We start from the raw sequence: 22004 nt of genomic DNA, 5'->3' as shown, positions 1-22004 counted from the left end.
CGCCCTATCCCCGCGACGCCAGCGCTGCGAGGTCGTCCCAGGCGTAAAGCAGGTTGTGCGAGCGCCAGAGCGGGCCGGGGTCGGTGTAGGCGCCGGCGCGGCGGCCGCCCTGGGCCTCGTAGAAGGCGATCGCCGGGTCGTTGCCGACCACGACGCCGAGGCCGAGCGCCGCGTAGCCGCGTTCGGTCAGCGCCGCGGCCATGGCGGTGAGCAGGCGGCGGCCGATGCCGCGGCGGGCGAAGTCGCGGCCGACATAGAGGTACTTGACCTCGCCCCGGTTGCCGAAAGCCGGGTCGCCGGGCGGCCCGGCCAGGCCGAAGCCGGCGAGCGTGCCGTCGATCTGGGCGACGAGGGCGATCTGCGCCGGATCGGCGAGGGTCGCCTCCCAGCGGGCCTGGCGGCGGGCAACGTCGAGCGCGGCCGCGGCCTCGGGCGGCGCCAGGTCGCGATAGGTGTCGCGCCAGACCGCGACATGCAGCGCGGCGATGGCCGGCGCATCGGCCGCGACGGCGGGGCGCAGCCGGACGGGCTCAGTAGGGATCGCTGGCCTCCAGGATTTCCTGCCCCATCAGGGCGCAGGTGCCGGGGATCTGGGCGTAGAGGAAATGCATGCGGTATTCGGCCTTGTAGATGAAGCCCCAGACTTCCAGCACGTCGAAACGCCCTTCGCCCCGCAGCGCCTTGACCGTGCCCACCGACTTGACGGCGTCGTCGACCGAGACGTCGGGCGTGTCCTCGTCGAAATGGAACGCCAGCAGTTTGCGGGCGTGCTCGACCGCGTCGCCGGCGCAGGGATGCGGAGTCTGCGCCTGGGCGGGGCCGGCGAGCAGCGCGGCGACGACTGCTGTGGCGGCGGCGATGGACCGGATCCTCATGCCGCGCTCTGTGCCGCGTCGCGGGCCTGGGCGCGCTGCACCGCCGGACGAGTGGCCAGCGTGGCGAGATAGGCGGCCAGTGTCGGCGTCTCCGGCAGCTTGCCCCAGCCCTGCAGCCATTGCAGCAAAGAGCCGATCAGCACGTCGGCGGCGCTGAACCGGGCGCCGAGCAGATAGGGTCCGCCGGCCTGCAGCGCCGTCTCGACCCGCCGCAGCGCCTCGGGGAAGGGGCACCAGCCGAGGGTGCTGGCCGGCGGCTCCTCCCGGCGCGGAAACACCGAATCGGACAGAGCGGGCTCAAGCACCGAGGGGCAGTAGCCGATCCAGATGGCATAGGCTGCGCGCTCGCGCGAGCCGACCGGCGGCGCCAGCCCGGCCTCGGGCAGGGCGTCGGCGACATAGGCGCAGATCGCGGCGCTCTCGGTCACCACCGCCGGCGGCGACCAGTCCCCGGCCGGGCCGAGGTCGATCAGCGCCGGCACCTTGCCGGCCGGGTTGATGGCGAGATAGGCGGGGTCCTTGTGCGTCGCCTTGGCGAAATCGTGCTGGGCGACCTCGAAGGGCACCCCCGTCTCCTCCAGCAGCCACAGGATGCGGCTGGAGCGGGAGCGCGGCGCATGGTGCAGGATGAAGCGCGGCGTGGTCATGGGTCCTCCCCCGAGGAATGTCGTCTTGGCCGCAGTGAACCACAGATGCGGAGTGTGAAGCGAGAGGGCTCAGACCGCTAGCACCAGCGCCGGAGGCCTCGCCCCCTCCAGCTCCAGCAGCGCCGCCTTGCGGTGCAGGCCGCCGCCATAGGCGGTCAGGGTGCCGTCGCTGCCAACCAAGCGGTGGCACGGCACCACCACCGAGATCGGGTTGGCGCCGTTGGCGGCACCGACGGCGCGGGCCGCTTGCGGCCGGTCGAGCCGCAGCGCCATGTCGCGATAGGTCAGGACGGTGCCGCAAGGGATGTCGCAGAGCGCCGCCCAGACCAGGCGCTGGAATGGCGTGCCGAAGGGCGCCATCGGCAGATCGAACACCCGGCGCCGGCCGGCGAAGTACTCTGCGAGCTGATCCGCGACCGGACGGAGCGCCACGGGGCCGGCCGGCCCCGTCTGCAGACCTTGGCGAGCCACGCGGCGCTGGCTGAAGGTCGGGGTGCCGTCGCCGTCCTCGAAATCGAGGCCGATCAGGGCGCCCGTGGCGTCGAGCAGCGCCAGCATCGGGCCGAGCGGTGTGTCGATCGTGCCAGCGGTGATCGGCGGAACGGGATCGGCGAGTCTCATGACAACATTCCAGCCGACGGCCGCACCACCGGCAACCCGGATCTTGCGACGCTCACGCCCCCGCGGGCCGGCCGTAGCGCCTCCGCTCACCGCCGCGCATCAGTTCCACCGCCAGATCCGGATGGCCGGAGGGCAGCAGCGGGTCGGTGATCCGCTCGCCGAAGCTGCGGCGCAGGCCGAAGACGTGCCGCAGCATCAGGTTGGTGGTCAGGCCCGGCCCGCTGGAATAGACCCGCCAGCCGCCATCGGCGGCGATCGCGCCCTGCTTCACCAAGGCCCAATCGGCGCCGGCGGCGTAGCGGTCGGCGAAGGCGGCGTCGCTGGAGCTGAAATAGGCGTTGCGCTGGCGCGGCGTCGCGTTCGGCACCACCTCGGTCGACGCCACCGGGCTGGCCTGCAAGAGGATCCGCCACACCGAATCGGCCTCGCCATGCGCCGCCATCGCCTCGCCGGCGCGGAGATGGGCGTGGGTGTACATCAGCCCGATCTCGCGGCCGAAGAAGGCGGCGGATTCGGCCCGGCGGAACAGGGTCTCGACCCCGCCGCGATAGGTCACCGGCCGGTCCATCAGCCGGATGCCGTCCGGGAAGGTCAGGTGCTCGCGGATCAGCCCGAGATGCCGCTCGACCGCCTCGCCCGCGAACAGCCCGGCGATCAGCGCCCGCTTCATCGGCAGCAGCGAATAGTGCAGCCCGGTGCGGGCGTCGTCCGGGTGCAGCAGCAGCTCGGCCACCGTGCCATCCGGGTCGAACACGGCGTAGCCGGCCAGCACGCCGTCGCGCACCAGATGGCGCTGCAGATCCCAATGCATCCCCCCGGCCAGCGCCTCGATCTCGCGCGCCTTGGCCGGCCGGCCGGCATGGTCCAGCACCCCGGCCCAACGGTTGAGCTGCTGGGTCAGCAGGGCGACGGTCCAGGCGCTGACCATCCAGTCGCGCAGATGCGGGTCGACCGGCTGCAGCGAATCGTTCCAGTCGCCCTCGCCGTAGCGCAGCAGCCGGGTGCCGGGGATGAACCGCTCCTGCACCACCGCGACGATGCGGTCGATATGGGCCGAGACCGGGTCCCGCCGCTCGGTGCGGGTGAAGTCCTGCTCGTTGCGCCAGGCCACCGGCTCATCGAGGAAGGTCATGTCGCCGGTGGCCTCGATATAGTCGCACAGCGCCTTCAGCGGCCAGACGATGACGTCGCCATGGGCATGCCGGTCCTGGATCGGCGCATAGGGCTCCAGCATGAACCATTGCGGCCAGTCGCCCCGGCCCTCGTATTGCTGGGCGAAGACCGTGCGCAGCACCTCCTTCGCCGCGCCGTCGTGCTCCAGCGCCAGCAGGAATTCCAGCGCGCCCTGGCAGACGTCGCGGGTACCCCAGGCGCCGCCGGTGTACTGCTCCAGCCCGTGCGGCACGGTCAGGTGGATCATCGCGTCATGCGCCAGCCACGGGAAAGCCGCGTCCAGCGCCGCGCCCCCCGACCCGCCGCCGGTGACCCGCAGGCCGCGGGTCACCTCGGCCCAATGGGCGTTGGCCGAGCCCAGCATCTCCTCGAAGGACACCCCGGCGGCGTAGCGGTCGGCCAGAGCGGCGGCCGCTGCCGGGTCGGTCAGCGATCCGGTGACGGCGAAGCCGAAGCCGGCGACCACCCCGGTGCGCAGCGCCACATACCCGCCACCCCGGCCCTGCCCGTCGGCGTAGAGCAGCTCGTCGCCGCCGATCGCGTCGATCGCGTCGGGGGTCGGCGTCACCAGGTGATAGACCGAGTCGGGATAGCGCTGGCCCCAGAGCCAGTCCGGATCGGGGCGGAAGGCGATGCGCCCGGCCGTCGCGTCGATCGACACCCGCCCGGCCTGCTCCAGCTCGCGCTCGCCGAGCACGAGATGGCCGAGGACGAGGAAGCGGCAGGGCGCTCCTTCGACCTCCACCCGCCACTGCATCGCCGTGTCGGCGCCGGAGACGGCGGCACGGACGGTCACAGTGCGACCGCCGAAACGGTAGATCCAGCGGGCCTCCGCCAGCCCCATCTCGAAGGCCGAGGGCACCGACAGCAGGCGCCAGCCTTCGCCCGCATCGACCAGGATGCGCAGGCCGGAGGCGCGGGTGATGTTGTAGGGGTCGCGCGAGACCGAGAACAGCTTGTGGAACGAGGTGTTGCCAATGGTCAGCTGGGCGGCGAAGACGCCATGCGCCCAGACCGTGGCGCAGAGCAGGTCATCGGTCGGCAGCAGCGCGGCGCCGGAGCGCAGCAGCGCGCCGTGGCGGCGGCGCAGGTCGTGCTCCTTGGCCCGCAGCACGACATGGCGGTTCAGGTCGCCCTCATCGATGAAGAAGGATTGCGGCGTGCCGTCCCGCGTCTCCTCCAGCCGCCGAGCCGGCCACAAGCGGTCGAGCGCCGCAGCGTCGAGATCCTCGGCCACGACTGGCGACGTGTCCTGCAACAGGCCGCGCACCGGGGTCTCCAGCGCCACCTCGGCCGTGTGGAAGGCCTCGGCAGCCTGCAGCGCCCGGTCGACCGCGGCCAGGTCTTCATCCGAAGACGCCGCCTTGTGGTCGGGCACGAACAGGCCGAAGAAGCTCCACGACGCCTTGGCGCCGGGCGCCAGCGTCGCGGTGGTCGAGGCGATGGCCGGACAGGCGACCTCATGCTGCAGCCGCTCGCTCGGCAGCTCGCCCGTCACCTCGGCGCGGTCGCGGAAGCCGGGGCCGAAGCTCTGCGCCGCATCGGTGGCGAAGCCCGAAGCACCCTCCAGGCAGCCATGCGCCACCCAGGGAAACCGGCCGCTCTGGGCCAGGGCCTGGCGGCTCATCACCACCAGGCCCAGCCTGGGATGCCGGGCGACATGGTGGTCGGTGTATTGCGAGCCGTAGGCTTCGTTGTTCATCAGGAAGCCGCGGCTGCCGAGGCCGAGATCCTGCAGCAGCACCGCCGAGACCTCGGCCGCCGCCGGGCCTTTGTTCTCGACCTCGACCCGCCACAGCCAGAGATCGGATTGCGGCGCCAGCCACAGGGTGACGCGATGCGCCAGCCCCTCGGCCTCTCCCGCCCAGACGAATCGGTCCTGCCCGACCCCGACCTGCAGCCGCGCCGCCGGCCCGACCGCCTCGACCACGCGCCCGCCGCCGAGCCGCAGCAGCAGCCTGCCGATGCCGCCGGCGACCGGCGATCCCAGCACCTGGTTGACCAGCACCGGGTCGCTCTTCTCGTCCGCCCGGTGCGACAGGGCGAACAGCGCGCCGTTCGGCAGCAGGGCGGCGGCGAGGCCGGTGCGGTTGGCGATCCGGCGCAGCCCGAGATCGGCGTCGCGCGGCAGGATGAAGTCGGCCGTCATTTGTTGTTCCCTCCGTCCGGGTTTCCCTTCTACCCCGGCCCGGAGCCGATGCCTATGGGACCCGATGCCTGCCTTGTCATCGTCGCAATTCGCCCCTCTACTCCGCGCCAACCACAACCCATCCGGGAACCGACCATGACCCGATTCCGCTCCAGCCTGCTCGCCGCCGCCCTGCTCGCCGCCGTGGCAATGCCGGCCACCATCGCCGCCACGACGCCGGCCCTGGCCGTCGAGGCCAGCGCCCAGACCCTGTCCCTGGCCGGCGAGGGCAGCGCCAGCGCGGCGCCCGACCAAGCCACCGTGACCAGCGGCGTCACCAGCGAGGGCCAGACCGCGAGCGAGGCGGTGGCCGCCAACAGCAAGGCGATGGCCGCGCTGATCGACGCCTTCAAGAAGGCCGGCATCCAGGCGGCCGACCTGCAGACCAGCGGTTTTTCGGTGCAGCCGCGCTACGCCCAGCCGAAGGAGGGCTCGGGCGAGGCGCCGAAGATCGACGGCTACGAAGTGCGCAACCAGGTGACGGTGCGGGTGCGCGACCTGACCAAGCTTGGCGCGGTGCTGGACACCGCGGTCGCCAGCGGCTCGAACCAGATCGACGGCGTGAATTTCGGCCTGGCCGATCCGGCGCCGGTGCTGGACAAGGCGCGCGAGGCCGCGGTGGCGGACGCCAAGCGCAAGGCCGAGCTGATCGCCAAGGCGGCCGGGGTGAAGCTGGGCCGCATCCTGGCGATCGCCGAGCCGGGCGCCGAACCGCCACGCCCGATGATGGCCGCCTATGCCAGGGAGAAGATGGCCGCCGTCCCGGTCGAGGCCGGCGAGAGCGAGTTCAAGGCGCGGGTCAACGTGACCTGGGAGATCGTGGAGTAAGCACGGCCCTCATCATCGTCATGGCGAGCCCCGCAGGGGCGTGGCCATCCAGCGGCACCGGCTTCTGGATGGCCACGGCGCTTCGCGCCTCGCCATGACGAATAAAGTGGCGGCCCGGATCATTGTCCCTGAATGACGTGGATCGCCTCATAGACCTTGCGGACCTGGTCGGCATAAGGCCGGCCGGCCGCCAGGTTCGCCGGCCCGGCATTGTAGGCGGCGACGGCGGACCAGATGTCGCTGCCGCCGGTGGCGGCGCGCATCTCGCGCAGGATCTCGCCGCCGACGAGCAGGCAGACGCAGCGATCGGCCAGCAGCGCCTCGCGGGTGACGCCGAGCGCGGCCAGGCGGGGATAGTGGATCGAGTTGATCTGCATCATGCAGATATCCTCGGTGCCGTTGCTGTTGGCCGCGTTCACCGCCTGCTGCCGCCAGCGCGTCTCGACATAGGACATCGCGAGGATCAGCTCGGTCGGCACCCCGGCCTGCAGCGCGGCACGGGCCATGCAGTCGCCGGCCGAGGCCGACCCGGGCAGCAGCAGGGCCAGCGCCGATAGGACCGCCGCGACCCGCCGCCCGCCCCTGGTTTTCCCGTCATGCCGAGCCATAGGCCCCGCCTGCTGCGCCGTCGGAAGGAACTGAAGCCTATACCATCCGGCTTGCGGATCAATGACATCGCCTATACCGAAGGCGTGTGATCCGCTGAACGGGGAAGACCGATGGAGAAGGTGCGCAGCACGGTCGAGGACGGCATCGCCGTCGTCACCATCGCCAACCCGCCGGTCAACGCCCTGGACGCCGGGGTGCGCGCCAGCCTGGCCGAGGCGGTGCGCCGTGCCGATGCCGACCCGGCGGTGCGGGCTATCGTCATCGCCGCTGAAGGCCGCACCTTCATCGCCGGCGCCGACATCAGCGAGTTCGGCAAGCCGCCGGCGCCGCCCTCCCTGCCCGAGGTGATCGACGGCTTCGATTCGGTCCGCAAGCCGCTGGTCGCCGCGATCGGCGGCGCTGCCCTGGGCGGCGGGCTGGAGGTGGCGCTGGGCTGCCACGCCCGCATCGCCGGCCCGGCCGCCAAGCTGGGCCTGCCCGAGGTCAAGCTGGGGCTGATCCCCGGCGCCGGCGGCACGCAAAGGCTGCCGCGGCTGATCGGCGCCGCCCCGGCCTTCAAGCTGATGGCGGATGGTGCCCCGGTCTCCGCCGCCGAGGCGCTCAAGCGCGGCATCGTCGACGCGGTGGCCGAGGGCGACCTGCTGGAAGCGGCCAAGGCCAAGGTGCTGGAGCTGGCCGCGGCCGGCACGACGCGGCGGACCCGCGACCTGGACCGGCAGCTGCAGCCGGGCGGCCGCGAGGCCTTCGAGCAGGCGGCGACCGAGGCGCTGAAGCGCAGCCCGGACCTGCCGAACATCGCCGCTTTGGCCGAATCGGTGCGCGCCAGCTTCACCGAGCCGTTCGAGGCCGGGCAGGCGCTGGAGCGCGCCCGCTTCGTCGCCCTGGTCGCCGACGACCGGTCCAAGGCCCTGCGCTACGCCTTCTTCGCCGAGCGCGAGACCGCCCGCGTGCCGGGGCTGACCAAGGACACGGCACGCCGGCCGATCCAGCGGGCCGCCGTAATCGGCGCCGGCACCATGGGCGCCGGCATCGCCGTGTGCTTCGCCAATGCCGGCATCCCGGTCACGGTGATCGAGACCGGGGAGGAGCTGCTGGCCCGCGGCCTGGACCGCATCGCCAAGACCTACGCCGCCTCGGTCCAGCGCGGCAGCCTGTCGGCGGAGGACGAGGCCCACCGCCTGGCGCTGGTGACCGGCAAGGTCGGGCTGGAGGCCGCTGCCGACGCCGACCTGGTGGTCGAGGCGGCCTTCGAGGACATGGACATCAAGCGGCAGATCTTCGGCACGCTGGACCGCGTCGCCAGGCCGGGCGCGATCCTGGCCACCAACACCTCCTATCTCGACGTCGACCAGATCGCCGCCACGACCGCCCGCCCCGGCGACGTGCTGGGGCTGCACTTCTTCAGCCCGGCCAATGTCATGCGCCTGCTGGAGGTGGTGCGCGGCCGCGCGACCGCGTCGGAGGTGCTGGCGACGGCGCTGGAGCTGGGTAAGCGGCTGGGCAAGGTGCCGGTGGTGGTCGGCGTCTGCCGCGGCTTCGTCGGCAACCGCATGCTGGCCCGCCGCACCCAGGAGGCCGAGCGCCTGCTGATCGAGGGCGCGCTGCCGCACGAGGTCGACGCCGCCCTGACCGGCTTCGGCTTCCGCATGGGGCCTTTTGCCGTGAGCGACCTGGCGGGGCTGGACATCGCCTGGCGCAACCGCAAGTCGCTGGGCCAGACCGCGCCGGTGGCTGATGCGCTGTGCGAGGCCGGGCGCCTGGGCCAGAAGGCCGGCCGCGGCTACTACCTGTACCCCGAAGGCGCCCGCGGCGGCGTGCGCGACCCGGAGGTCGAGGCGCTGCTGGAAGACGTCTCGGCCCGGCTCGGCGTCACCCGCCGCCCGATCCCGGCCGACGAGATCGTCGAGCGGCTGGTCTATCCGATGGTCAATGAAGGCGCCCGGATCCTGGAGGAGGGCATCGCCGCCCGCCCTGGCGACATCGACACGATCTGGCTGAACGGCTATGGCTGGCCGGCCTGGCGCGGCGGCCCGATGTATTACGCCGACCAGGTCGGGCTGAAGACCGTGGCGGCGCGGTTGGAGGCCTTTGCCGCCGCCCGCGGCGAGCCGGCTTTGGCCCCGGCGCCGCTGCTGCGCCGCCTGGCCGAGGCGGGCCAGGGCTTCGCCGATTGGACCGCGCCGGCACGTTGAGCGGGCATCATGGCTGGATGCTGCTTCGCTTTGGGGAAGGCAAGCGCATCCGCCCCCTCCCGCGGCGCGGGAGAGGCAAAACAATCCGGATCTTACAGACTGAGCAGACCAACTCCCCTTTCTGTCATGCCCGGGCTTGACCCGGGCATCCAGGAAATGCCGAAGCCGCTCTGGGGTGGCCCTGGATTGCCGGGTCAAGCCCGGCAATGACAGCAGGAGGAGATTGCGGCTTACCCCGTGTCCGGCGGCTTCGGCTTGCGGCGGCCGGGAGCCGCGGAGCGGGGCTCGGGCGGATCCTCGTCGTCCTCGCCGTCCTGCGATGGCAGGAAGCCCAGATGCTCCATGGCCACGTCGGCCATTTCGAGCCAGCGCTCCACATTCGGCGGGAAGTTCCAGCGCCGGCACAGGGCGGCCACCGCGACCTCGGCCCGGCTGGCCTCGATGAACTCGGCCACCTCCGGCTGCTCCACCCGCTCGCACACCTCGGTGGCGTGGCGCTGGACCTCAGCGGGGTCTTCGGACGACTCATAGGCGGCAGCCAGCATCGCCAGCTTCACCCGCAGGTCGTGCCAGTCCTCCTGGGCCGATTCGCGCTTCGCCGCGGCCTTGCGCCGCTCGTCGCGATGATTGGCGAACTTGTCCTCCAGCAGCAGGGTCAGCCGCAGCGACTTGGTGATGACGGCGATCCGCTGGCCATAGTCGACGCCGGGCTGCGGCGCCTCGACCGCCTCGGTGCGGGTCGCCTCCATGATCTCCATGTGAATCTCGGCCGCCCGGGCGAGCATGCGCAGATGCCGCGCCGCCCGCTCCTCCTGGGGAGTGGCCGGGGCTTCCGACATCCGATCGGTCTGCGCCTTGTCCATGGAACATAGCATGAACGTAGTCGCGTATTAATACAACACAACAATGTGTTAACTGACTCTGCCCCCGACGCCCGCAAAGGTGAACAGCGGCCATCGGACTCGCCGATTGGGGCCGTCTTGACGCCTAGAGCTGCCGGCCAGTGGGCTCGTGCTTCCTTGACGTAGTGTTGTATATGCACCATTTGGTCAGCATGAACACACGGACCCTCTCGCCCGAGCGGCAGGCGCTGCTGCGGGAAGTGGAAGACACCTGCATGATCGCGCGGACGAGGCTGATCTCGCGGGTGATCACCAACATCTTTGACGAGGAGCTGCGCCCGCTCGGGCTGCAGTCCTCGCAGCATACCCTGCTCGGCTCGATCATGCGGATGGGCTCGGCCACGCGCGCCGAAATCGGCCGCGCCAATCATCTTGACCGCTCGACACTGACACGGAACCTCCAGGTGATGATGGACGCGGGTTGGATCGAGGAAGTGGCCGATCAGGCCCATGGCCGCCAGCGTCCCCTGCGTCTCAGCCGGGCCGGCGAGGACCTGCTGTTCGCGTCGACCGCGGCCTGGCGGGCGGGTCAGGCCCGCGCGGCCAAGGTGCTTGGCCAGCCCGGCATGAGCGCAATCAAGCAGGTCGCGGACGATATTCTGCGCACCTAGCGGGAAAAGCCCCTCATGGATGTTGCATATGCAGCATTGCGCTTCATATGTTGCATATGCAACATGAAGGGCCGATCGAGAGACCGGCCGCCGGACGGCGCAACCGACAAAGGACGACATGATGACGACCATTCTGGTGACCGGCGCGACGGGTGACACCGGCCGCCCCACGGCGAAGGAACTGCTGAACAAGGGCTTCAGGGTCCGGGCCCTGGCTCGACGCGAGGACGCCCGTTCGCGAGAGCTGGCCGCCTTGGGCGCCGAGATCGTCTATGGCGACATGATGAGCCTGCGCGACATCCGCCTGGCCATGGAGGGCATCGAGCGCGCCTATTTCTGCTTCCCGCTCGCCGAGGGCCTGGTGGAAGCCGGCGTGATCTTCGCCCAGGCGGCCAAGGAGCAGAGCGTCGAGCACATCGTGAACCTGTCGCACAAGCAGTCGCGCCCCGATGCGCGCAGCAAGGCGACCCAGAACCATTGGCTGTCGGAGCAGGTCTTCGACTGGTCGGGCATCCCGACCACGCATCTGCGCGTCACCTTCTTTGCCGAGTGGCTGCTTTACATCTCCTCGCTGATCCGGCGCGGGCGCTACGTGATGCCGTACAACAGGGAAAGCCGCTTCGCGCCGCTGGCCGCGGCCGATACGGCCAAGATCGTCGCCAACATCCTGGAAAAGCCCGAAGGCCATGGCGGCCAAGCCTACCAACTGCACGGCCCGAAGGAATACAGCCACGAGGAGCTGGCCGCGGAGGTCAGCCGCGTGCTGGGCGTCAGCCTGCCCTACGAACACGTGACGGTGTCGGTTTTCCTCGAACTCCTAGGGCTCGAAAACGAAACCCTCATCCGTCGCCACTTCGAGGCGGTGGCCATAGACCAGCAGGAGGGTCGCCTGGCCGGCCGCGACGACATCGGCACGAAGATCATCGGCGGCCCGCTGATGACCGTCGAGGACTTCATAAACGCCAACCGGTCGCGCTTCGTCCGCGAGGCCTGAAAGCCCGGGCAGCCCGGCGAGCGGCGCGGCCGTCGTTGCCGTGCCGCCGCCAGGCAAAGCGACAAAAAAGCCCAGACGCGTTCCCAAGCCTCTTTCCTTGGGTGCATCTGGGCTTTGGCTTTACGCTCGCATCACATGAAATCCCCAAGGACCTCGAAGATAATCGATATGACTAGTTGGAATTCAGATCGATCCGACCGGGGTAACGGCGGGAAAATCCTTCTCGGGATCGAACACGTTATTGAAAAAGTTCGTCAGGGAGTACATCGCCACCAGCGCGACGATCTCCATGACATTCGCATCCGTGTGGCCGGCATCGCGGACGGCCTTCAGATCGGCGTCACCGACATGGCCCCGGGTCTCGATGACCTTGCGCGCAAACTGGACGGCGGCGTCCCGCTTCGGGTCGCTGGCATGGCCCTTCCGGGCGAGAATGATTTCACCGGCCGGCAGCTTGGCCATATGCTCGGCCGTGAAGCTGTGCACCGTCAGGCAGTAGTTGCAGCCATTCACTTCGGAGACGGCGAGGCCGATGCTGTCACGCGTCTTCACGTCGAGCGCCTTGCTCAAGGAACCGAGCAGATTGGCCCATGCGTTGAAGGCGATCGGGCTCTGCGCGAAGGTCGCCATCATGTTCGGGGTGAACCCGATATTCCTGGTGAACGTATCGAGAGTCGGCTTGGAATCGGCCGGCACCTGTTCGGGCTTGAGAGCCGCGGCTCTTGCCATCGTATTCTCCGCAAGTTGCTGATTTTATGAGGGATTATACGAGCTCCAGCACTTCGGCCACCGGACGGCGTGGCTTCTGCGGCCAGTTTCCCGGACGCTCCGCCCCGACGGACAGCAGCATGACCGGCACCTCGTCCTCGGCCAGTCCGAACTCGCGGGCCACCGCTTCGGCATCGAAGCCGATCATCGGCGTCGACCCCAGGCCCAGCGAGCGGGCCGCATAGATCATCGCCGTCGCGCCGATGGCGCCGGAGCGCACGGCCTCGTCACGCTGGCGCTGCGGGTAGTTCCGATACAGGCCGCGTGCCGGGATCTCCCATTCCGGCACCATCGCTGCCGGCATGATCCCCGCTTCCACCAGCGGCGCCAAGCGCTCCGGGATCACGCTGGAATCGGCGAGCTGGCCGCAGATGATGAAGGTGACGGCCGCCTCGGTGATGGGGGGCTGGTTCCAGGCGATCGGCTTCAGCCGGGCCTTGGCTTCGGGCGTGCGCACGGCGATGAAACGCCAGTTCTGCAGGTGGAAGGATGTCGGCGCGGTGGTGCCGATCCGCACCAGCTCGCGGATCTGGTCGTCGCTCAGGGTGGCGGAGGGGTCGTAGTACTTGGCGGCACTGCGGCTCAAAATGCAGTCGATGACGGCGTTGGTCATGGCGGTTCCGTTGGACATGGTGGTTTCGACGGGTCAGGGGTTGGGGTGAAGTCAAAGAGCGATCTCGCTCTCTCTTCCGGACATGCTGCTGGGAGAGGGCCTGTCCGGCATCTCACCCAGGAGCCATGGATCGCTGCCCAGGCTGTCCCGGGCGCGTCCAACTGGGCGCGGTTGGCCGTTCCGGCAGCGCCGGCCGGCCGCATGCTTCGATGGGTACGTGTCGCCTAGGGTCGGACGCGGATGATCGTCTTGCCCGGGCGTCGCTGCTTCGGGTTGAAGGCGGCGACGGCGTCGTCGAGGGTCGCGACGGTGCCGATATGCGGCCGCAGCCGTCCGTCCCGCACCCGCTGGACGATCTCACCCAGCTGGCCGCGGTCGGCCTCGACGACGAAATCGATCGCCAGGCCGTCGGCGGGCCGCGCCTCGACCGGCCCGGCGATGGACACCAGCGTTCCCCCGGCCCGGACCAGGCCTGCGGACCGCTTGCCGATGTCGCCGCCGATGACATCGAACACCAGATCGATGGCACCGACATCTTCCAGGACGTCGTTGTCGAGGTCGACGAACGCCTGCGCGCCGAAGTCGAGCGCCGCCTGGCGGTCGGCGGCGCGTCCGGTGCCGATGACATAGGCGCCGGCCTCCTTGGCGAGCTGGGTCACCATCGACCCGACCGCGCCGGCCGCGCCGTGCACGAGGACGCTCTGCCCCGCCTGAAGGCGGCCGTGCTGGAACAGTCCCTGCCACGCGGTCAGGCCCGAGATCGGCAGGCTCGCGCCCACCGTGAAGTCGACGTCGCCCGGCAGCGGCGCCAGGTTGCGGGCCTCGATCGCCACATACTCCGCCAAAGTGCCGTCGCGATACCAATCGGCGAGGCCGAACACCCGCTGCCTCACCGACAGTCCCGTCGTGCCGTAGCCGAGAGCGGTGACCACCCCGGCCAGCTCGTGCCCGGGGATCGATGGTGTCCGGTCCCGGTCGAGGCGATCGGTCCAGGTCGGGGGCCATGTCAGCTCATTCGGGACGAATCCCGACGCATGGATCTCGACCACGACGTCATTGATCGCCGCCTGCGGCACGGGCCGCTCGGCCAGCGTCATCCCGGCCGTTCCCGCCGCCTGGTCCGTCACAACGATTGCCTTCATCGTCCACCTGCCCCGTATGCGGTAGCTCGTGATCTGAAGGCTACGCTGCCACCGGTGCCGGCGCGATGAAAGCCGCGCCGGGCGTCCCTGGACGGACGGACACGCATTCTGGAATCCAGAGCCGGCCGGCGCCTCGGCTCAAGCGCCCTTGTCCGCCGCATCGGTCTTCGCGCCCTGCCGGTACTCGCTGGGATCGGCGTCGTAGGCTTTGCGGAAGGCTCGCACGAAACTCGAGCGGCTTTCGTAGCCGGCGTTGAAGGCCACGACCTCGATAGGGGCCGACGTGGTCGTGAGATCCAGCGCCGCCTGCCGCATCCTGAGATCGCGGAGGACGGCCATCGGCGAACGGCCGAAGATCTCCGAGAACCGCGCCATGAAGGCCGACCGGCTCAGGCCCGCGCTGTGCGCCAGGCTCTGAACCGTATGGGCGGCGCCCGGGCGCGCCACCATGTCGGCGAAGGCACGCGTGATCTGCCGGTCCGCGAGGATCGAGAACCGGTCCGTCCAGCTGTGCGAGGACTTCATCGACCGCCTCACCAGGGCGACGATGACCTGCTTCAGCAGGGACGCCGTCATGGCGCCCATGCCGAGTTCCTGCGCGCCAAGCTCCTCGACCGCTTCGCGAAGCTTCAAGCCGATCCTGTCCGTCGGCTCGAACTTCTCGACCACGGGCTCCCGCAATTCGCGGAACAAGCCGACGGATTGTCCGAAGGACGCGTTGAAGAAGCCGCAGATCTGGATGATTTCAGGCTGCGCGGCCGGCATGCCGATGCGCAACACGCCGTCACGCCGCGTCCAGCAATCGCGGGTGATGAGCGTCTTCGGGCCGCCTGCTCCGTCGACTTCGATCGCGAACGGGGTGTTCGGGGGCTTGATGATGAGCAGATGGGGCTCGAGCGGCATCGACGGCCCGTTGCCGATCGAGATCCGCCCCCTGCCGCTGACCGTGTAATGGATCGCCGGCGCGTCGATCGTCCCCATCTCGGCGCGATGGCCCGATGGGATCAACATCTCGGTAAGCGCGATGACATCGATCTCAAGCGCCCGCATGAGGCTGTTGAGGTCGGCGGTGGCGAGCTTCGAGGCAGAGTCGGCGATCAACGAATCGGTCCGCTCCCCCTGTCCGGTTCCGGCCCGCGATTTGGGCGTGTTTCGCATGGCGTCCCTGCTTTACAAGACCAGCCCGTGAATCCGCCAGCACTACGAAGGGGCAGGCGACCCAACGCAAGCGTCCGGTCCGATGAGCGCAGAGAGCCCCCGAATGTCGCCAAAGGGCGGCGGAGCAGACATCCGATAGCTTCGCGGGCGCGCGCCACCGGTGTCAGGGGCGCACCCCCGGCGTCTCGACCGGCAGGCCTTCGGCGCGGGAGCGCAGATAGAGCTCGAGCGCGGTGAATTCCGGCGCGCCGAAGGCGTAGGGTTCGGCGCGCACGCCGATCATGCAGTTGCGCATCCGCCGCTGCAGCGACCCGACCGACTGCCATTCCAGCCGGTAGATCGGATAGCCGGTCGGATGCGCCTGCGGGATCACGCTGCCGCCCAGCTTCTGGCCCCAGCGCTGGTCGTGGCAGGCGGCGCAGGACAGATCGAGCTGGCCGATCCGCCGCTCGAACAGGCGGCGCCCCTCCTCGACGAAGGGCGCCAGAGCCGGGTCCCTGACCGGTTCCACCGGCATGCCGCGCGACTGGTGGGCGACTGTGGTGGTCAGCGCCAGCAGCTCCTGGCTTTCCGCGGCGAAGGGCTCGGCGCCCTGCCGCGCCTGGCGGCACTGGTTGATCCGGCCCTGCAGGTCGATCGGCCGGCCGGTCGTCGAGTCGAAGGTGGGGTAGCGCGCCGCGACGCCGCGCATGCTGTCGGCCGCGTCGCCGTGGCAGCCGGCACAGCTGGCACCGGCGGGGCCTGCGGACTCCTGCCACAGCGCCTCGCCGTCCAGCACCCACAGCATGCCGGGATTGCTGGCGTCGTCCTGCTGCAGCGCCTGCGTCTCAGGCGCCATGAAGTCGAAGCCCGAGCGCCGGTCGGCATCCGGGGCCTGGCCACCGACCAGCAGCGCAGCGCCGAGCAGCGGCAGGATACGCCACATCAGGTGACGATGATCTCGACCGCGGCCCGCTCGACCGTGCCGTCGTCGGCGGTCCAGGCGAAGTCGATCGTCCCCGATTCCGTGGCCACGGTGGTGAAGGCGATGAAGGGGTTGGCCGACATGGCCGGGAACAGCTCGGCCGCGAACACCTCGACGCCGCCATAGGTGCAGGCGAAGCGGTGGATGATGTCGCGCGGGATCGGCTGGCCGTTGGGGCCGAGGCGGTAGCCGGTCTCCATCTTGTGCGCGATCATCGCCTTGATCTCGATGACCTCGCCGCGCCGGGCGGTCTTCGGCGCGTTGATCAAAGCGCGGGTCACGACAGGTCCTCGATGCAGGCGGCCAGCGTCACGATCACGTCGGCCTCGGCCGACCAGACGCTGCCGTCGCTCATCTCGGCCAGGGCGACGATGGTCTGCGAGGTGGCGAGACGGAGCCGGGTCGAGACGGCGGCCCGGCCGGAGCGGGGGCCGAGATGGAACACCACCATGTCGGCCTGCGGGTTCTTCTCGTTGAACAGGCCGATGCGGCGGACGTGGTCGGTCTCGGTCATCGGGCTGTCCACCGCCACCGTGACGCCGACGGCGTTGCCGTTCTCGACCAGAGGCGGGATGTCGAATTTGATCCGGCCCGGGCGGATCTCGGCTTCGCCGGCAAAGCCGCGGATCGCCTCCTGCAGCGACGGGCGGGCGCGGGCTGATGATGGGGCCAGCACCAGGGCGAGGAGCCCCGCCCCGGCGGCCAGGACGCCGCGGCGGGCCAAAACCAATGCGTCCCCCCTCCCCTCGCGGGAGGGGGTTAGGGGGAGGGGGTTTTGGAAGCCTGTCTCCGGCCCGGACTGCGGCCACTCCGCGCGGGCGGCGGGTTCTGTGCCCTGCGCATTCGCGCGCGGACGCGCGCAGCCCCCTCCCCCTGCCCCCCTCCCGCAAGGGGAGGGGGGACTTATTTTGTCTGGAGAAAGGGAGCCAGGATTACGCCGTGCCATCCCTCACTCCTTCAGCGTCGCGAGATAGGCGATCACGTCCTCGATCTCCGCCGCCGTCAGCACCGGCTTGCCCTGCCAGGCCGTGGCGCCGCGCTCGAAGCCCTCGGTCCGGGCGTAGGACGGCATGATCGAGTCCGGGACCAGGCGCTTGATGTCGACCACCCTGAGCCGCAGCTGTCCTTCGTTCAAACGCGCGCCGATCCCCCGCAGGTCCGGCGCCAGCGTGCCCTGCTGGTGCGGCGGGGCGAAGGGACCGGCATGGCACAGCGAGCACAGGCTGCGCTGCCGGTCGGCCATCAGCGCCAGGCCGCGGGCCGGGTCGCCGGGCCGCCCGGTCAGCGATTGCGGGATGGCGTCACCCTCGACCGCGGCGGGCTGGGCGGCCGCCGGCGCCGCGGCGAGCGCGGCCAGGACCAGAGGGGTCATCCCTCTCATCCGAACACCGACCCGGTGATGGTCTGGAACCAGGCCTCGGCATAGCGGGCCTCCAGCTCCCGGAATTCCGGCGGCGCGTCGAGCGGGCTGGTGCCGCCGGCGCCCTCGACCTCGCGCAGCAGCCCGTCGGCCGGCCGGTACACCCCGGCGACCGAGATGCCGTAGCCGGGCGCGACCAGGCTGTAGCAGGTGTTGACCAGCTTCTGCTCCGCCGGCGTCTCGCCGCGCAGCAGGCCGACGACGGCGGCGGCGCAAACTTGCGCCTGGGCGTTGGCGGCGAAGGCGGATTTCGGCATGGCGCCGGCGATGGCGGCGTCGCCGATGACATGGATGCCGGGCTGCAGCCGGGATTCGAAGGTGACCGGGTCGATCGGGCACCAGCCGGTCTGGTCGGCGACGCCGGCGGCCTGGGCGATGGCGCCGGCCCGCTGCGGCGGGATGACGTTGGCGACATCGGCGCGGTGGCTGCCGAATTCGGTGACCAGCATCCGGGTCGCGGCATCGACCTCGGTCACCCGCCCGCCGGAGGATAGCGGCACCCATTCCAGGAGCCCGGGATACAGCGCTTCCCAGGCCGCCTGGAACAGCCGCTGCTTGGAGAAGGCGTCCTTGGCGTCGAGCACGAGCAACTTCGACCGTGGCTTTTGGGTCTTCAGGTAATGCGCGATCAGGCTGGCCCGCTCATAGGGTCCTGGCGGGCAGCGGAACGGGTTGGGCGGGGCGGCGATCGCGACCACGCCGCCATCCGGCATCGCCTCCAGTTGCCGGCGCAGCAACAGCGTCTGCGCGCCCGCCTTCCAGGCATGCGGCATCGCCTCGGCGGCGGCCTGGTCGTAGCCGGGCAGGGCGTCGAAGCGCAGCTCGATGCCGGGTGCCAGCACCAGCCGGTCATAGGCGAGCTCCGTCCCATCGTCGAGCCGCACCCGCCGGTACCGGGCGTCGACCGCGGTGGCGCTGCGGTGAACGATCTCGACGCCCTCGCGCCGCAGCCCGTCATAGCCGAAGCGCTGGGCGTCGAGGTCGCGCAGGCCCGCGATCACCTCGTTGCTGAACGGGCAGGCGGTGAAGCGCTCCTCCCGCTCGACCAGCGTCACCGCCACGTCCCGGCGGCGCAAGGCGCGGGCGCAGCCGGCCCCGCCGAAGCCGCCGCCGACCACGACCACCTGCGGCCGGCCCTGCCCCAGCACGGAAGGGGCCCAGAGCGCTGCCCCGCCGGCCGCGAGGCCGCGCAGGACGGCCCTACGGCCGGGCATGGTCCTGCCTTCCGGCGAGCCAGTCCGCGATCGCACGCGTTTCCTCATCGGTGAACCCCTTGGCGATCCGATCCATCACCGTCGCCGGCCGCTCGCCGCTGCGGAACGCCGCCATGGCAGCGGCGATCTCCGCGGCCGGGCGGCCCTCCAGACCGGGCACCGGCCCCGCCCCGGCCGCCGCATGGCAGCCGGAGCAGGAGGCGGCGCCGGAGGGCTGGGCCGCGGCCGGAGCCGCGGCCAGCACCGCCAGAGCGACCAGGATCAGGCGCGTGGTCATGCGCTCTTCAGGTCGTGGTTCACCAGCGGCAGGGTGCGGATGCGCTTGCCGGTGGCGGCGAAGATCGCGTTCAGCACTGCCGGGGCGGCGACCGCGATGGTCGGTTCCCCGACCCCGCCCCAGAAGCCGCCGGAGGGGAGGATGATCGTCTCCACCGCCGGCATCTCGTCCATGCGCAGCACGGTGTAGGTGTCGAAGTTCTCCTGCTCCATGCGGCCGCCCTCGACCGTGCATTCGCCGTAGAGGCAGGCGGACAGTCCGTAGACGAAGGACCCCTCGACCTGGCGCTCGATCTGCGCCGGGTTGACGGCATGGCCGGGATCGGTCGCGGCGACGATGCGGTGGATCCGCAGGCGCCCGTCGGTGACCGAGACCTCGGCCGCGGCGGCGACATAGCTGCCGAAGCCCATGATCTGGGCCAGGCCGCGATGCCGGCCCTCCGGCGCCGGGCTGCCCCAGCCGATCCGCTCCGCCGCCGCCTCCAGCACCGCGAGGTGCTTCGGGTGGTTCGCCATCAGCTTGCGGCGGAAGGCCAGCGGGTCCTGGCCTGCGGCATGGGCCAGCTCGTCGATGAAGCACTCCAGATAGACCGCGTTCTGGTTCAGGTTGACGCCGCGCCAGAAGCCCGGCGGCACCGGCGGGTTGCGCATGGCGTGGTCGACCAGCAGGTTCGGAACGGTGTAGCCGATCACCCCTTCCGCGCCGCTGCCGACCAGGCCCTGGAACACCACCGGGTCCATGCCGTTCTGCATGCCCTCCGGCCGCACCGCCGCCAGGATCGACTGGCCGGAGATCCGCATGTGCAGCGCCGTCACGGTGCCGTCCGCATCGAGCACGCCGGTCATCTTGCACTGGGTGGTGGGATGGTATGCGCCGTGCAGCATGTCCTCTTCGCGCGACCACAGCAGCTTCACCGGCGTGCCGGGGATCTGCTTCGCGATCCGCACCGCCTGGCGGACATAGTCCTGGAAGTTGCCGCGCCGGCCGAAGCCGCCGCCGAGATGGATCTTGTACACCTCGCACTGTCGCACCGGCAGCTCCGCCGCCTCGGCCGCCGCCGCCAGGCTGGCCTCGCCGTTCTGGGTCGGCACCCAGACCTCGCAGCGCTCCGGCGTCCACACCGCGGTGGCGTTCATCGGCTCCATGGTGGCGTGGTTCTGGAACGGATAGGCGTACACCCCGGTCACCGTCTTCGCCGCGCCGGCGATGGCCTTGGGCGCATCGCCGATCTGGTTGCCGATGAAGGCATCGTCCGCATCGAGCCCGGCGGTCAGCATCTCGGCGATCGAGGCGCTGCTGACGCCGGTGTTCGGCCCTTCGTCCCAGACGACCGGCAGGGCGTCCAGCGCGGTCTTGGCCCGCCACCAGGTGTCGGCCACCACGGCCACGGCGGTGTCGTCGACCTGGACCACATGACGCACGCCGGGCATGCCGGTGACGGCGGCGGCGTCGAAGCTCTTCAGCTTGCCGCCGAACACCGGGCAAGCCCTGATCGCGGCGTTCAGCATGCCGGGCCGGACGAGGTCGGCGCCGTAGACCTGCTTGCCGGTCAGCTTGTCGGCCGTGTCCAGCCGCGGCAGCGGCTTGCCGGCGATGATCCAGTCCTTCGGGTCCTTCAGCTTGATGTCGGCCGGCGGCGTCAGCTGCGCCGCGGCGGTCGCCACCTTGCCGAAGGTGGTGCTGCGGCCGCTGGCGGCATGGCTGATCACACCCTTGTCGACCGCGCAATCCGCCGGCTGCACCTGCCATTCCGCCGCCGCGGCCGCGACCAGCATCTCGCGCGCCGCCGCCCCGCCCTTGCGGACATAGTCCTGGGATTCGCGGATGCCGCGGCTGCCGCCGGTGGAGAAATTGCCCCAGATCCGGTCGCGGGCGACGTTCTCGCCCGGGGTCGGGTATTCGGTGGTGACGCGGGACCAGTCGCAGCCCAGTTCCTCCGCCACCAGCTGGGCCAGCCCGGTCAGCGTGCCCTGCCCCATCTCGGAGCGGGCGATGCGGATCACCACGGTCTCGTCCGGCTGGATCAGGACCCAGGCGTTCACCTCGGGCACCGCCTCGGCCGCCAGCGCTTCGCCGGCGAAGGGGACGCGGAAGCCCAGCGACAGCCCGCCGATCGCGGCGGCGGCACTGACGATGAATCCGCGGCGCGATACGCTCTGCACGATCGTCATTCTCGCCTCCCTCAGCCGCTCTGGACCGAGCCGCCGTTCGCGGCGGCCTGCTTGATCGCCGCCCGCACCCGGTTGTAGGTGCCGCAGCGGCAGATGTTGGTGATCTCGGTGGAGATGTCGTCGTCGGTCGGGCTGCGGTTCTGCTGCAGCAGGGCCGCCGCGGCCATGATCATGCCGGCCTGGCAGTAGCCGCATTGCGGCACGTCGAGCGCTGCCCAAGCCTTCTGCACCGGGTGCGACCCGTCGGGCGACAGCCCCTCGATGGTGACGATCTGCTGGTCCGGCGTGATGCCGCTGACCGGCATCGCGCAGGACCGGGTGGCGACGCCGTCGATATGCACGGTGCAGGCGCCGCACTGGGCGATGCCGCAGCCGTATTTGGTGCCGGTCAGGCCGATCTGCTCCCGCAGCACCCACAACAGGGGCGTGTCGGGCTCGACGTCGACGCTGCGCTCGGTTCCATTGATCCTGAGGGTGAAGGCCATGGCTGCCTCGCGGTTGGGCTGGGTGGGGCCGGAACACCGTGGCTGGCGGGCACCGGGTGGACGCCGGTGCCCGCGCCGTCTCAGAGACCGTCTGGAAATGCTACTGGCGCGGCCGTCTGACGGCGGACCCGAAGCTTCCGGTGCTCACGGAC

At 70.6% G+C, this 22004-nt stretch carries 23 protein-coding genes; 4 read left to right on the top strand and 19 right to left on the bottom strand.

The window, feature by feature from the left end:
- Positions 1–4: 4 nt before the first annotated feature.
- From QFZ27_RS10035 to QFZ27_RS10015, 5 genes are all read right to left on the bottom strand, one after another.
- The gene (locus tag QFZ27_RS10035; RefSeq protein WP_429232437.1) at positions 5–442 is read right to left on the bottom strand and encodes a GNAT family N-acetyltransferase; all 438 of its coding nucleotides are present in this window, start codon (positions 440–442) and stop codon (positions 5–7) included.
- Between the two features lie 88 nt (positions 443–530).
- On the bottom strand, positions 531–875 hold the full coding sequence (locus QFZ27_RS10030; RefSeq protein ID WP_429226146.1) for a hypothetical protein: 345 nt from the start codon (positions 873–875) through the stop codon (positions 531–533).
- Positions 872–1522, bottom strand: coding sequence for a glutathione S-transferase family protein (locus QFZ27_RS10025; protein WP_429226144.1), 651 nt, complete (start codon positions 1520–1522; stop codon positions 872–874). Before QFZ27_RS10025 ends, QFZ27_RS10030 begins: the two co-directional genes overlap by 4 nt.
- 69 nt (positions 1523–1591) lie before the next feature.
- Positions 1592–2143: a methylated-DNA--[protein]-cysteine S-methyltransferase gene (locus QFZ27_RS10020; RefSeq protein ID WP_429226142.1), complete on the bottom strand. Its 552-nt coding sequence runs from the start codon at positions 2141–2143 to the stop codon at positions 1592–1594.
- Between the two features lie 52 nt (positions 2144–2195).
- On the bottom strand, positions 2196–5465 hold the full coding sequence (locus tag QFZ27_RS10015; RefSeq protein ID WP_429226140.1) for a hypothetical protein: 3270 nt from the start codon (positions 5463–5465) through the stop codon (positions 2196–2198).
- A gap of 135 nt (positions 5466–5600) precedes the next feature.
- On the opposite strand from QFZ27_RS10015, the gene QFZ27_RS10010 reads away from it, so the two are divergent.
- Entirely contained in the window at positions 5601–6332 is a 732-nt protein-coding gene (locus QFZ27_RS10010) for an SIMPL domain-containing protein (protein WP_429226139.1), read from the top strand.
- Positions 6333–6451: 119 nt separating this feature from the next.
- Here the strand turns inward: QFZ27_RS10010 and QFZ27_RS10005 are convergent, their stop codons facing one another.
- Positions 6452–6940, bottom strand: a complete 489-nt coding sequence (locus QFZ27_RS10005; protein ID WP_429226137.1) for a lytic transglycosylase domain-containing protein — start codon at positions 6938–6940, stop codon at positions 6452–6454.
- 111 nt (positions 6941–7051) lie between these two features.
- On the opposite strand from QFZ27_RS10005, the gene QFZ27_RS10000 reads away from it, so the two are divergent.
- Positions 7052–9133, top strand: a complete 2082-nt coding sequence (locus QFZ27_RS10000) for a 3-hydroxyacyl-CoA dehydrogenase NAD-binding domain-containing protein (RefSeq protein WP_429226135.1) — start codon at positions 7052–7054, stop codon at positions 9131–9133.
- 230 nt (positions 9134–9363) lie between these two features.
- Here QFZ27_RS10000 and QFZ27_RS09995 read toward each other — a convergent pair whose 3' ends face one another.
- Positions 9364–9996 (bottom strand): hypothetical protein, encoded by a 633-nt coding sequence (locus QFZ27_RS09995; RefSeq protein ID WP_429226133.1) that lies wholly within the window; start codon positions 9994–9996, stop codon positions 9364–9366.
- A 191-nt stretch (positions 9997–10187) separates the two neighbouring features.
- Here QFZ27_RS09995 and QFZ27_RS09990 point away from each other — a divergent pair, with 191 nt between their 5' ends.
- Together QFZ27_RS09990 and QFZ27_RS09985 are read left to right on the top strand one after the other, a co-directional pair.
- Complete coding sequence (locus QFZ27_RS09990; protein ID WP_429226131.1) at positions 10188–10646, top strand: MarR family winged helix-turn-helix transcriptional regulator; 459 nt, start codon at positions 10188–10190, stop codon at positions 10644–10646.
- Positions 10647–10782: 136 nt separating this feature from the next.
- Positions 10783–11640, top strand: coding sequence for an NmrA family NAD(P)-binding protein (locus QFZ27_RS09985; RefSeq protein WP_429226129.1), 858 nt, complete (start codon positions 10783–10785; stop codon positions 11638–11640).
- Between the two features lie 183 nt (positions 11641–11823).
- Here the strand turns inward: QFZ27_RS09985 and QFZ27_RS09980 are convergent, their stop codons facing one another.
- The 12 genes from QFZ27_RS09980 to QFZ27_RS09925 form a co-directional block, all read right to left on the bottom strand.
- Positions 11824–12369 carry a carboxymuconolactone decarboxylase family protein gene (locus QFZ27_RS09980; protein WP_429226128.1) on the bottom strand — a complete coding sequence of 182 codons (546 nt, stop codon included), beginning with the start codon at positions 12367–12369 and terminating at the stop codon, positions 11824–11826.
- A gap of 34 nt (positions 12370–12403) precedes the next feature.
- A complete protein-coding gene (locus QFZ27_RS09975; protein WP_429226126.1) occupies positions 12404–13039 on the bottom strand; it encodes a nitroreductase family protein in 636 nt (211 codons plus the stop codon).
- A 206-nt stretch (positions 13040–13245) separates the two neighbouring features.
- Positions 13246–14163 carry an NADP-dependent oxidoreductase gene (locus QFZ27_RS09970; RefSeq protein ID WP_429226124.1) on the bottom strand — a complete coding sequence of 306 codons (918 nt, stop codon included), beginning with the start codon at positions 14161–14163 and terminating at the stop codon, positions 13246–13248.
- A gap of 138 nt (positions 14164–14301) precedes the next feature.
- Complete coding sequence (locus QFZ27_RS09965; protein WP_429226122.1) at positions 14302–15321, bottom strand: helix-turn-helix transcriptional regulator; 1020 nt, start codon at positions 15319–15321, stop codon at positions 14302–14304.
- Positions 15322–15484: 163 nt separating this feature from the next.
- A complete protein-coding gene (gene soxA, locus QFZ27_RS09960) occupies positions 15485–16246 on the bottom strand; it encodes a sulfur oxidation c-type cytochrome SoxA (RefSeq protein ID WP_429226120.1) in 762 nt (253 codons plus the stop codon).
- Positions 16246–16566 (bottom strand): thiosulfate oxidation carrier complex protein SoxZ, encoded by a 321-nt coding sequence (gene soxZ / locus QFZ27_RS09955; protein ID WP_429226118.1) that lies wholly within the window; start codon positions 16564–16566, stop codon positions 16246–16248. Before soxZ ends, soxA begins: the two co-directional genes overlap by 1 nt.
- A complete protein-coding gene (locus QFZ27_RS09950; RefSeq protein ID WP_429226116.1) occupies positions 16563–17015 on the bottom strand; it encodes a SoxY-related AACIE arm protein in 453 nt (150 codons plus the stop codon). The genes soxZ and QFZ27_RS09950 overlap by 4 nt, the downstream gene beginning before the upstream one ends.
- Before the next feature lie 219 nt (positions 17016–17234).
- Positions 17235–17657 (bottom strand): sulfur oxidation c-type cytochrome SoxX, encoded by a 423-nt coding sequence (gene soxX / locus QFZ27_RS09945; protein WP_429226114.1) that lies wholly within the window; start codon positions 17655–17657, stop codon positions 17235–17237.
- A gap of 5 nt (positions 17658–17662) precedes the next feature.
- Positions 17663–18919 (bottom strand): FCSD flavin-binding domain-containing protein, encoded by a 1257-nt coding sequence (locus tag QFZ27_RS09940; protein ID WP_429226112.1) that lies wholly within the window; start codon positions 18917–18919, stop codon positions 17663–17665.
- Complete coding sequence (locus QFZ27_RS09935) at positions 18906–19196, bottom strand: c-type cytochrome (RefSeq protein ID WP_429226111.1); 291 nt, start codon at positions 19194–19196, stop codon at positions 18906–18908. The genes QFZ27_RS09940 and QFZ27_RS09935 overlap by 14 nt, the downstream gene beginning before the upstream one ends.
- Positions 19193–21367 carry a xanthine dehydrogenase family protein molybdopterin-binding subunit gene (locus QFZ27_RS09930; RefSeq protein ID WP_429226110.1) on the bottom strand — a complete coding sequence of 725 codons (2175 nt, stop codon included), beginning with the start codon at positions 21365–21367 and terminating at the stop codon, positions 19193–19195. The genes QFZ27_RS09935 and QFZ27_RS09930 overlap by 4 nt, the downstream gene beginning before the upstream one ends.
- A gap of 11 nt (positions 21368–21378) precedes the next feature.
- A complete protein-coding gene (locus QFZ27_RS09925) occupies positions 21379–21852 on the bottom strand; it encodes a (2Fe-2S)-binding protein (RefSeq protein WP_429226109.1) in 474 nt (157 codons plus the stop codon).
- Positions 21853–22004 lie beyond the last annotated feature (152 nt).

The sequence above is a fragment of the Inquilinus ginsengisoli genome (assembly GCF_050434925.1).
In the GTDB taxonomy this organism is placed as follows: Bacteria; Pseudomonadota; Alphaproteobacteria; order DSM-16000; family Inquilinaceae; genus Inquilinus; species Inquilinus ginsengisoli_B.
This window is presented reverse-complemented; position numbering and strand designations above follow the sequence as displayed.

Excerpts from the sequence above, each read along its gene's own strand:
- QFZ27_RS10030 (WP_429226146.1), bottom strand. The coding sequence starts at position 875 with ATGAGGATCCGGTCCATCGCCGCCGCCACAGCAGTCGTCGCCGCGCTG.
- QFZ27_RS10025 (WP_429226144.1), bottom strand. The coding sequence starts at position 1,522 with ATGACCACGCCGCGCTTCATCCTGCACCATGCGCCGCGCTCCCGCTCC.
- QFZ27_RS10020 (WP_429226142.1), bottom strand. The coding sequence starts at position 2,143 with ATGAGACTCGCCGATCCCGTTCCGCCGATCACCGCTGGCACGATCGAC.
- QFZ27_RS10015 (WP_429226140.1), bottom strand. The coding sequence starts at position 5,465 with ATGACGGCCGACTTCATCCTGCCGCGCGACGCCGATCTCGGGCTGCGC.
- QFZ27_RS10010 (WP_429226139.1), top strand. The coding sequence starts at position 5,601 with ATGACCCGATTCCGCTCCAGCCTGCTCGCCGCCGCCCTGCTCGCCGCC.
- QFZ27_RS10005 (WP_429226137.1), bottom strand. The coding sequence starts at position 6,940 with ATGGCTCGGCATGACGGGAAAACCAGGGGCGGGCGGCGGGTCGCGGCG.
- QFZ27_RS10000 (WP_429226135.1), top strand. The coding sequence starts at position 7,052 with ATGGAGAAGGTGCGCAGCACGGTCGAGGACGGCATCGCCGTCGTCACC.
- QFZ27_RS09995 (WP_429226133.1), bottom strand. The coding sequence starts at position 9,996 with ATGGACAAGGCGCAGACCGATCGGATGTCGGAAGCCCCGGCCACTCCC.
- QFZ27_RS09990 (WP_429226131.1), top strand. The coding sequence starts at position 10,188 with ATGAACACACGGACCCTCTCGCCCGAGCGGCAGGCGCTGCTGCGGGAA.
- QFZ27_RS09980 (WP_429226128.1), bottom strand. The coding sequence starts at position 12,369 with ATGGCAAGAGCCGCGGCTCTCAAGCCCGAACAGGTGCCGGCCGATTCC.
- QFZ27_RS09975 (WP_429226126.1), bottom strand. The coding sequence starts at position 13,039 with ATGTCCAACGGAACCGCCATGACCAACGCCGTCATCGACTGCATTTTG.
- QFZ27_RS09970 (WP_429226124.1), bottom strand. The coding sequence starts at position 14,163 with ATGAAGGCAATCGTTGTGACGGACCAGGCGGCGGGAACGGCCGGGATG.
- QFZ27_RS09965 (WP_429226122.1), bottom strand. The coding sequence starts at position 15,321 with ATGCGAAACACGCCCAAATCGCGGGCCGGAACCGGACAGGGGGAGCGG.
- soxA (WP_429226120.1), bottom strand. The coding sequence starts at position 16,246 with ATGTGGCGTATCCTGCCGCTGCTCGGCGCTGCGCTGCTGGTCGGTGGC.
- soxX (WP_429226114.1), bottom strand. The coding sequence starts at position 17,657 with ATGACCCCTCTGGTCCTGGCCGCGCTCGCCGCGGCGCCGGCGGCCGCC.
- QFZ27_RS09940 (WP_429226112.1), bottom strand. The coding sequence starts at position 18,919 with ATGCCCGGCCGTAGGGCCGTCCTGCGCGGCCTCGCGGCCGGCGGGGCA.
- QFZ27_RS09935 (WP_429226111.1), bottom strand. The coding sequence starts at position 19,196 with ATGACCACGCGCCTGATCCTGGTCGCTCTGGCGGTGCTGGCCGCGGCT.
- QFZ27_RS09930 (WP_429226110.1), bottom strand. The coding sequence starts at position 21,367 with ATGACGATCGTGCAGAGCGTATCGCGCCGCGGATTCATCGTCAGTGCC.
- QFZ27_RS09925 (WP_429226109.1), bottom strand. The coding sequence starts at position 21,852 with ATGGCCTTCACCCTCAGGATCAATGGAACCGAGCGCAGCGTCGACGTC.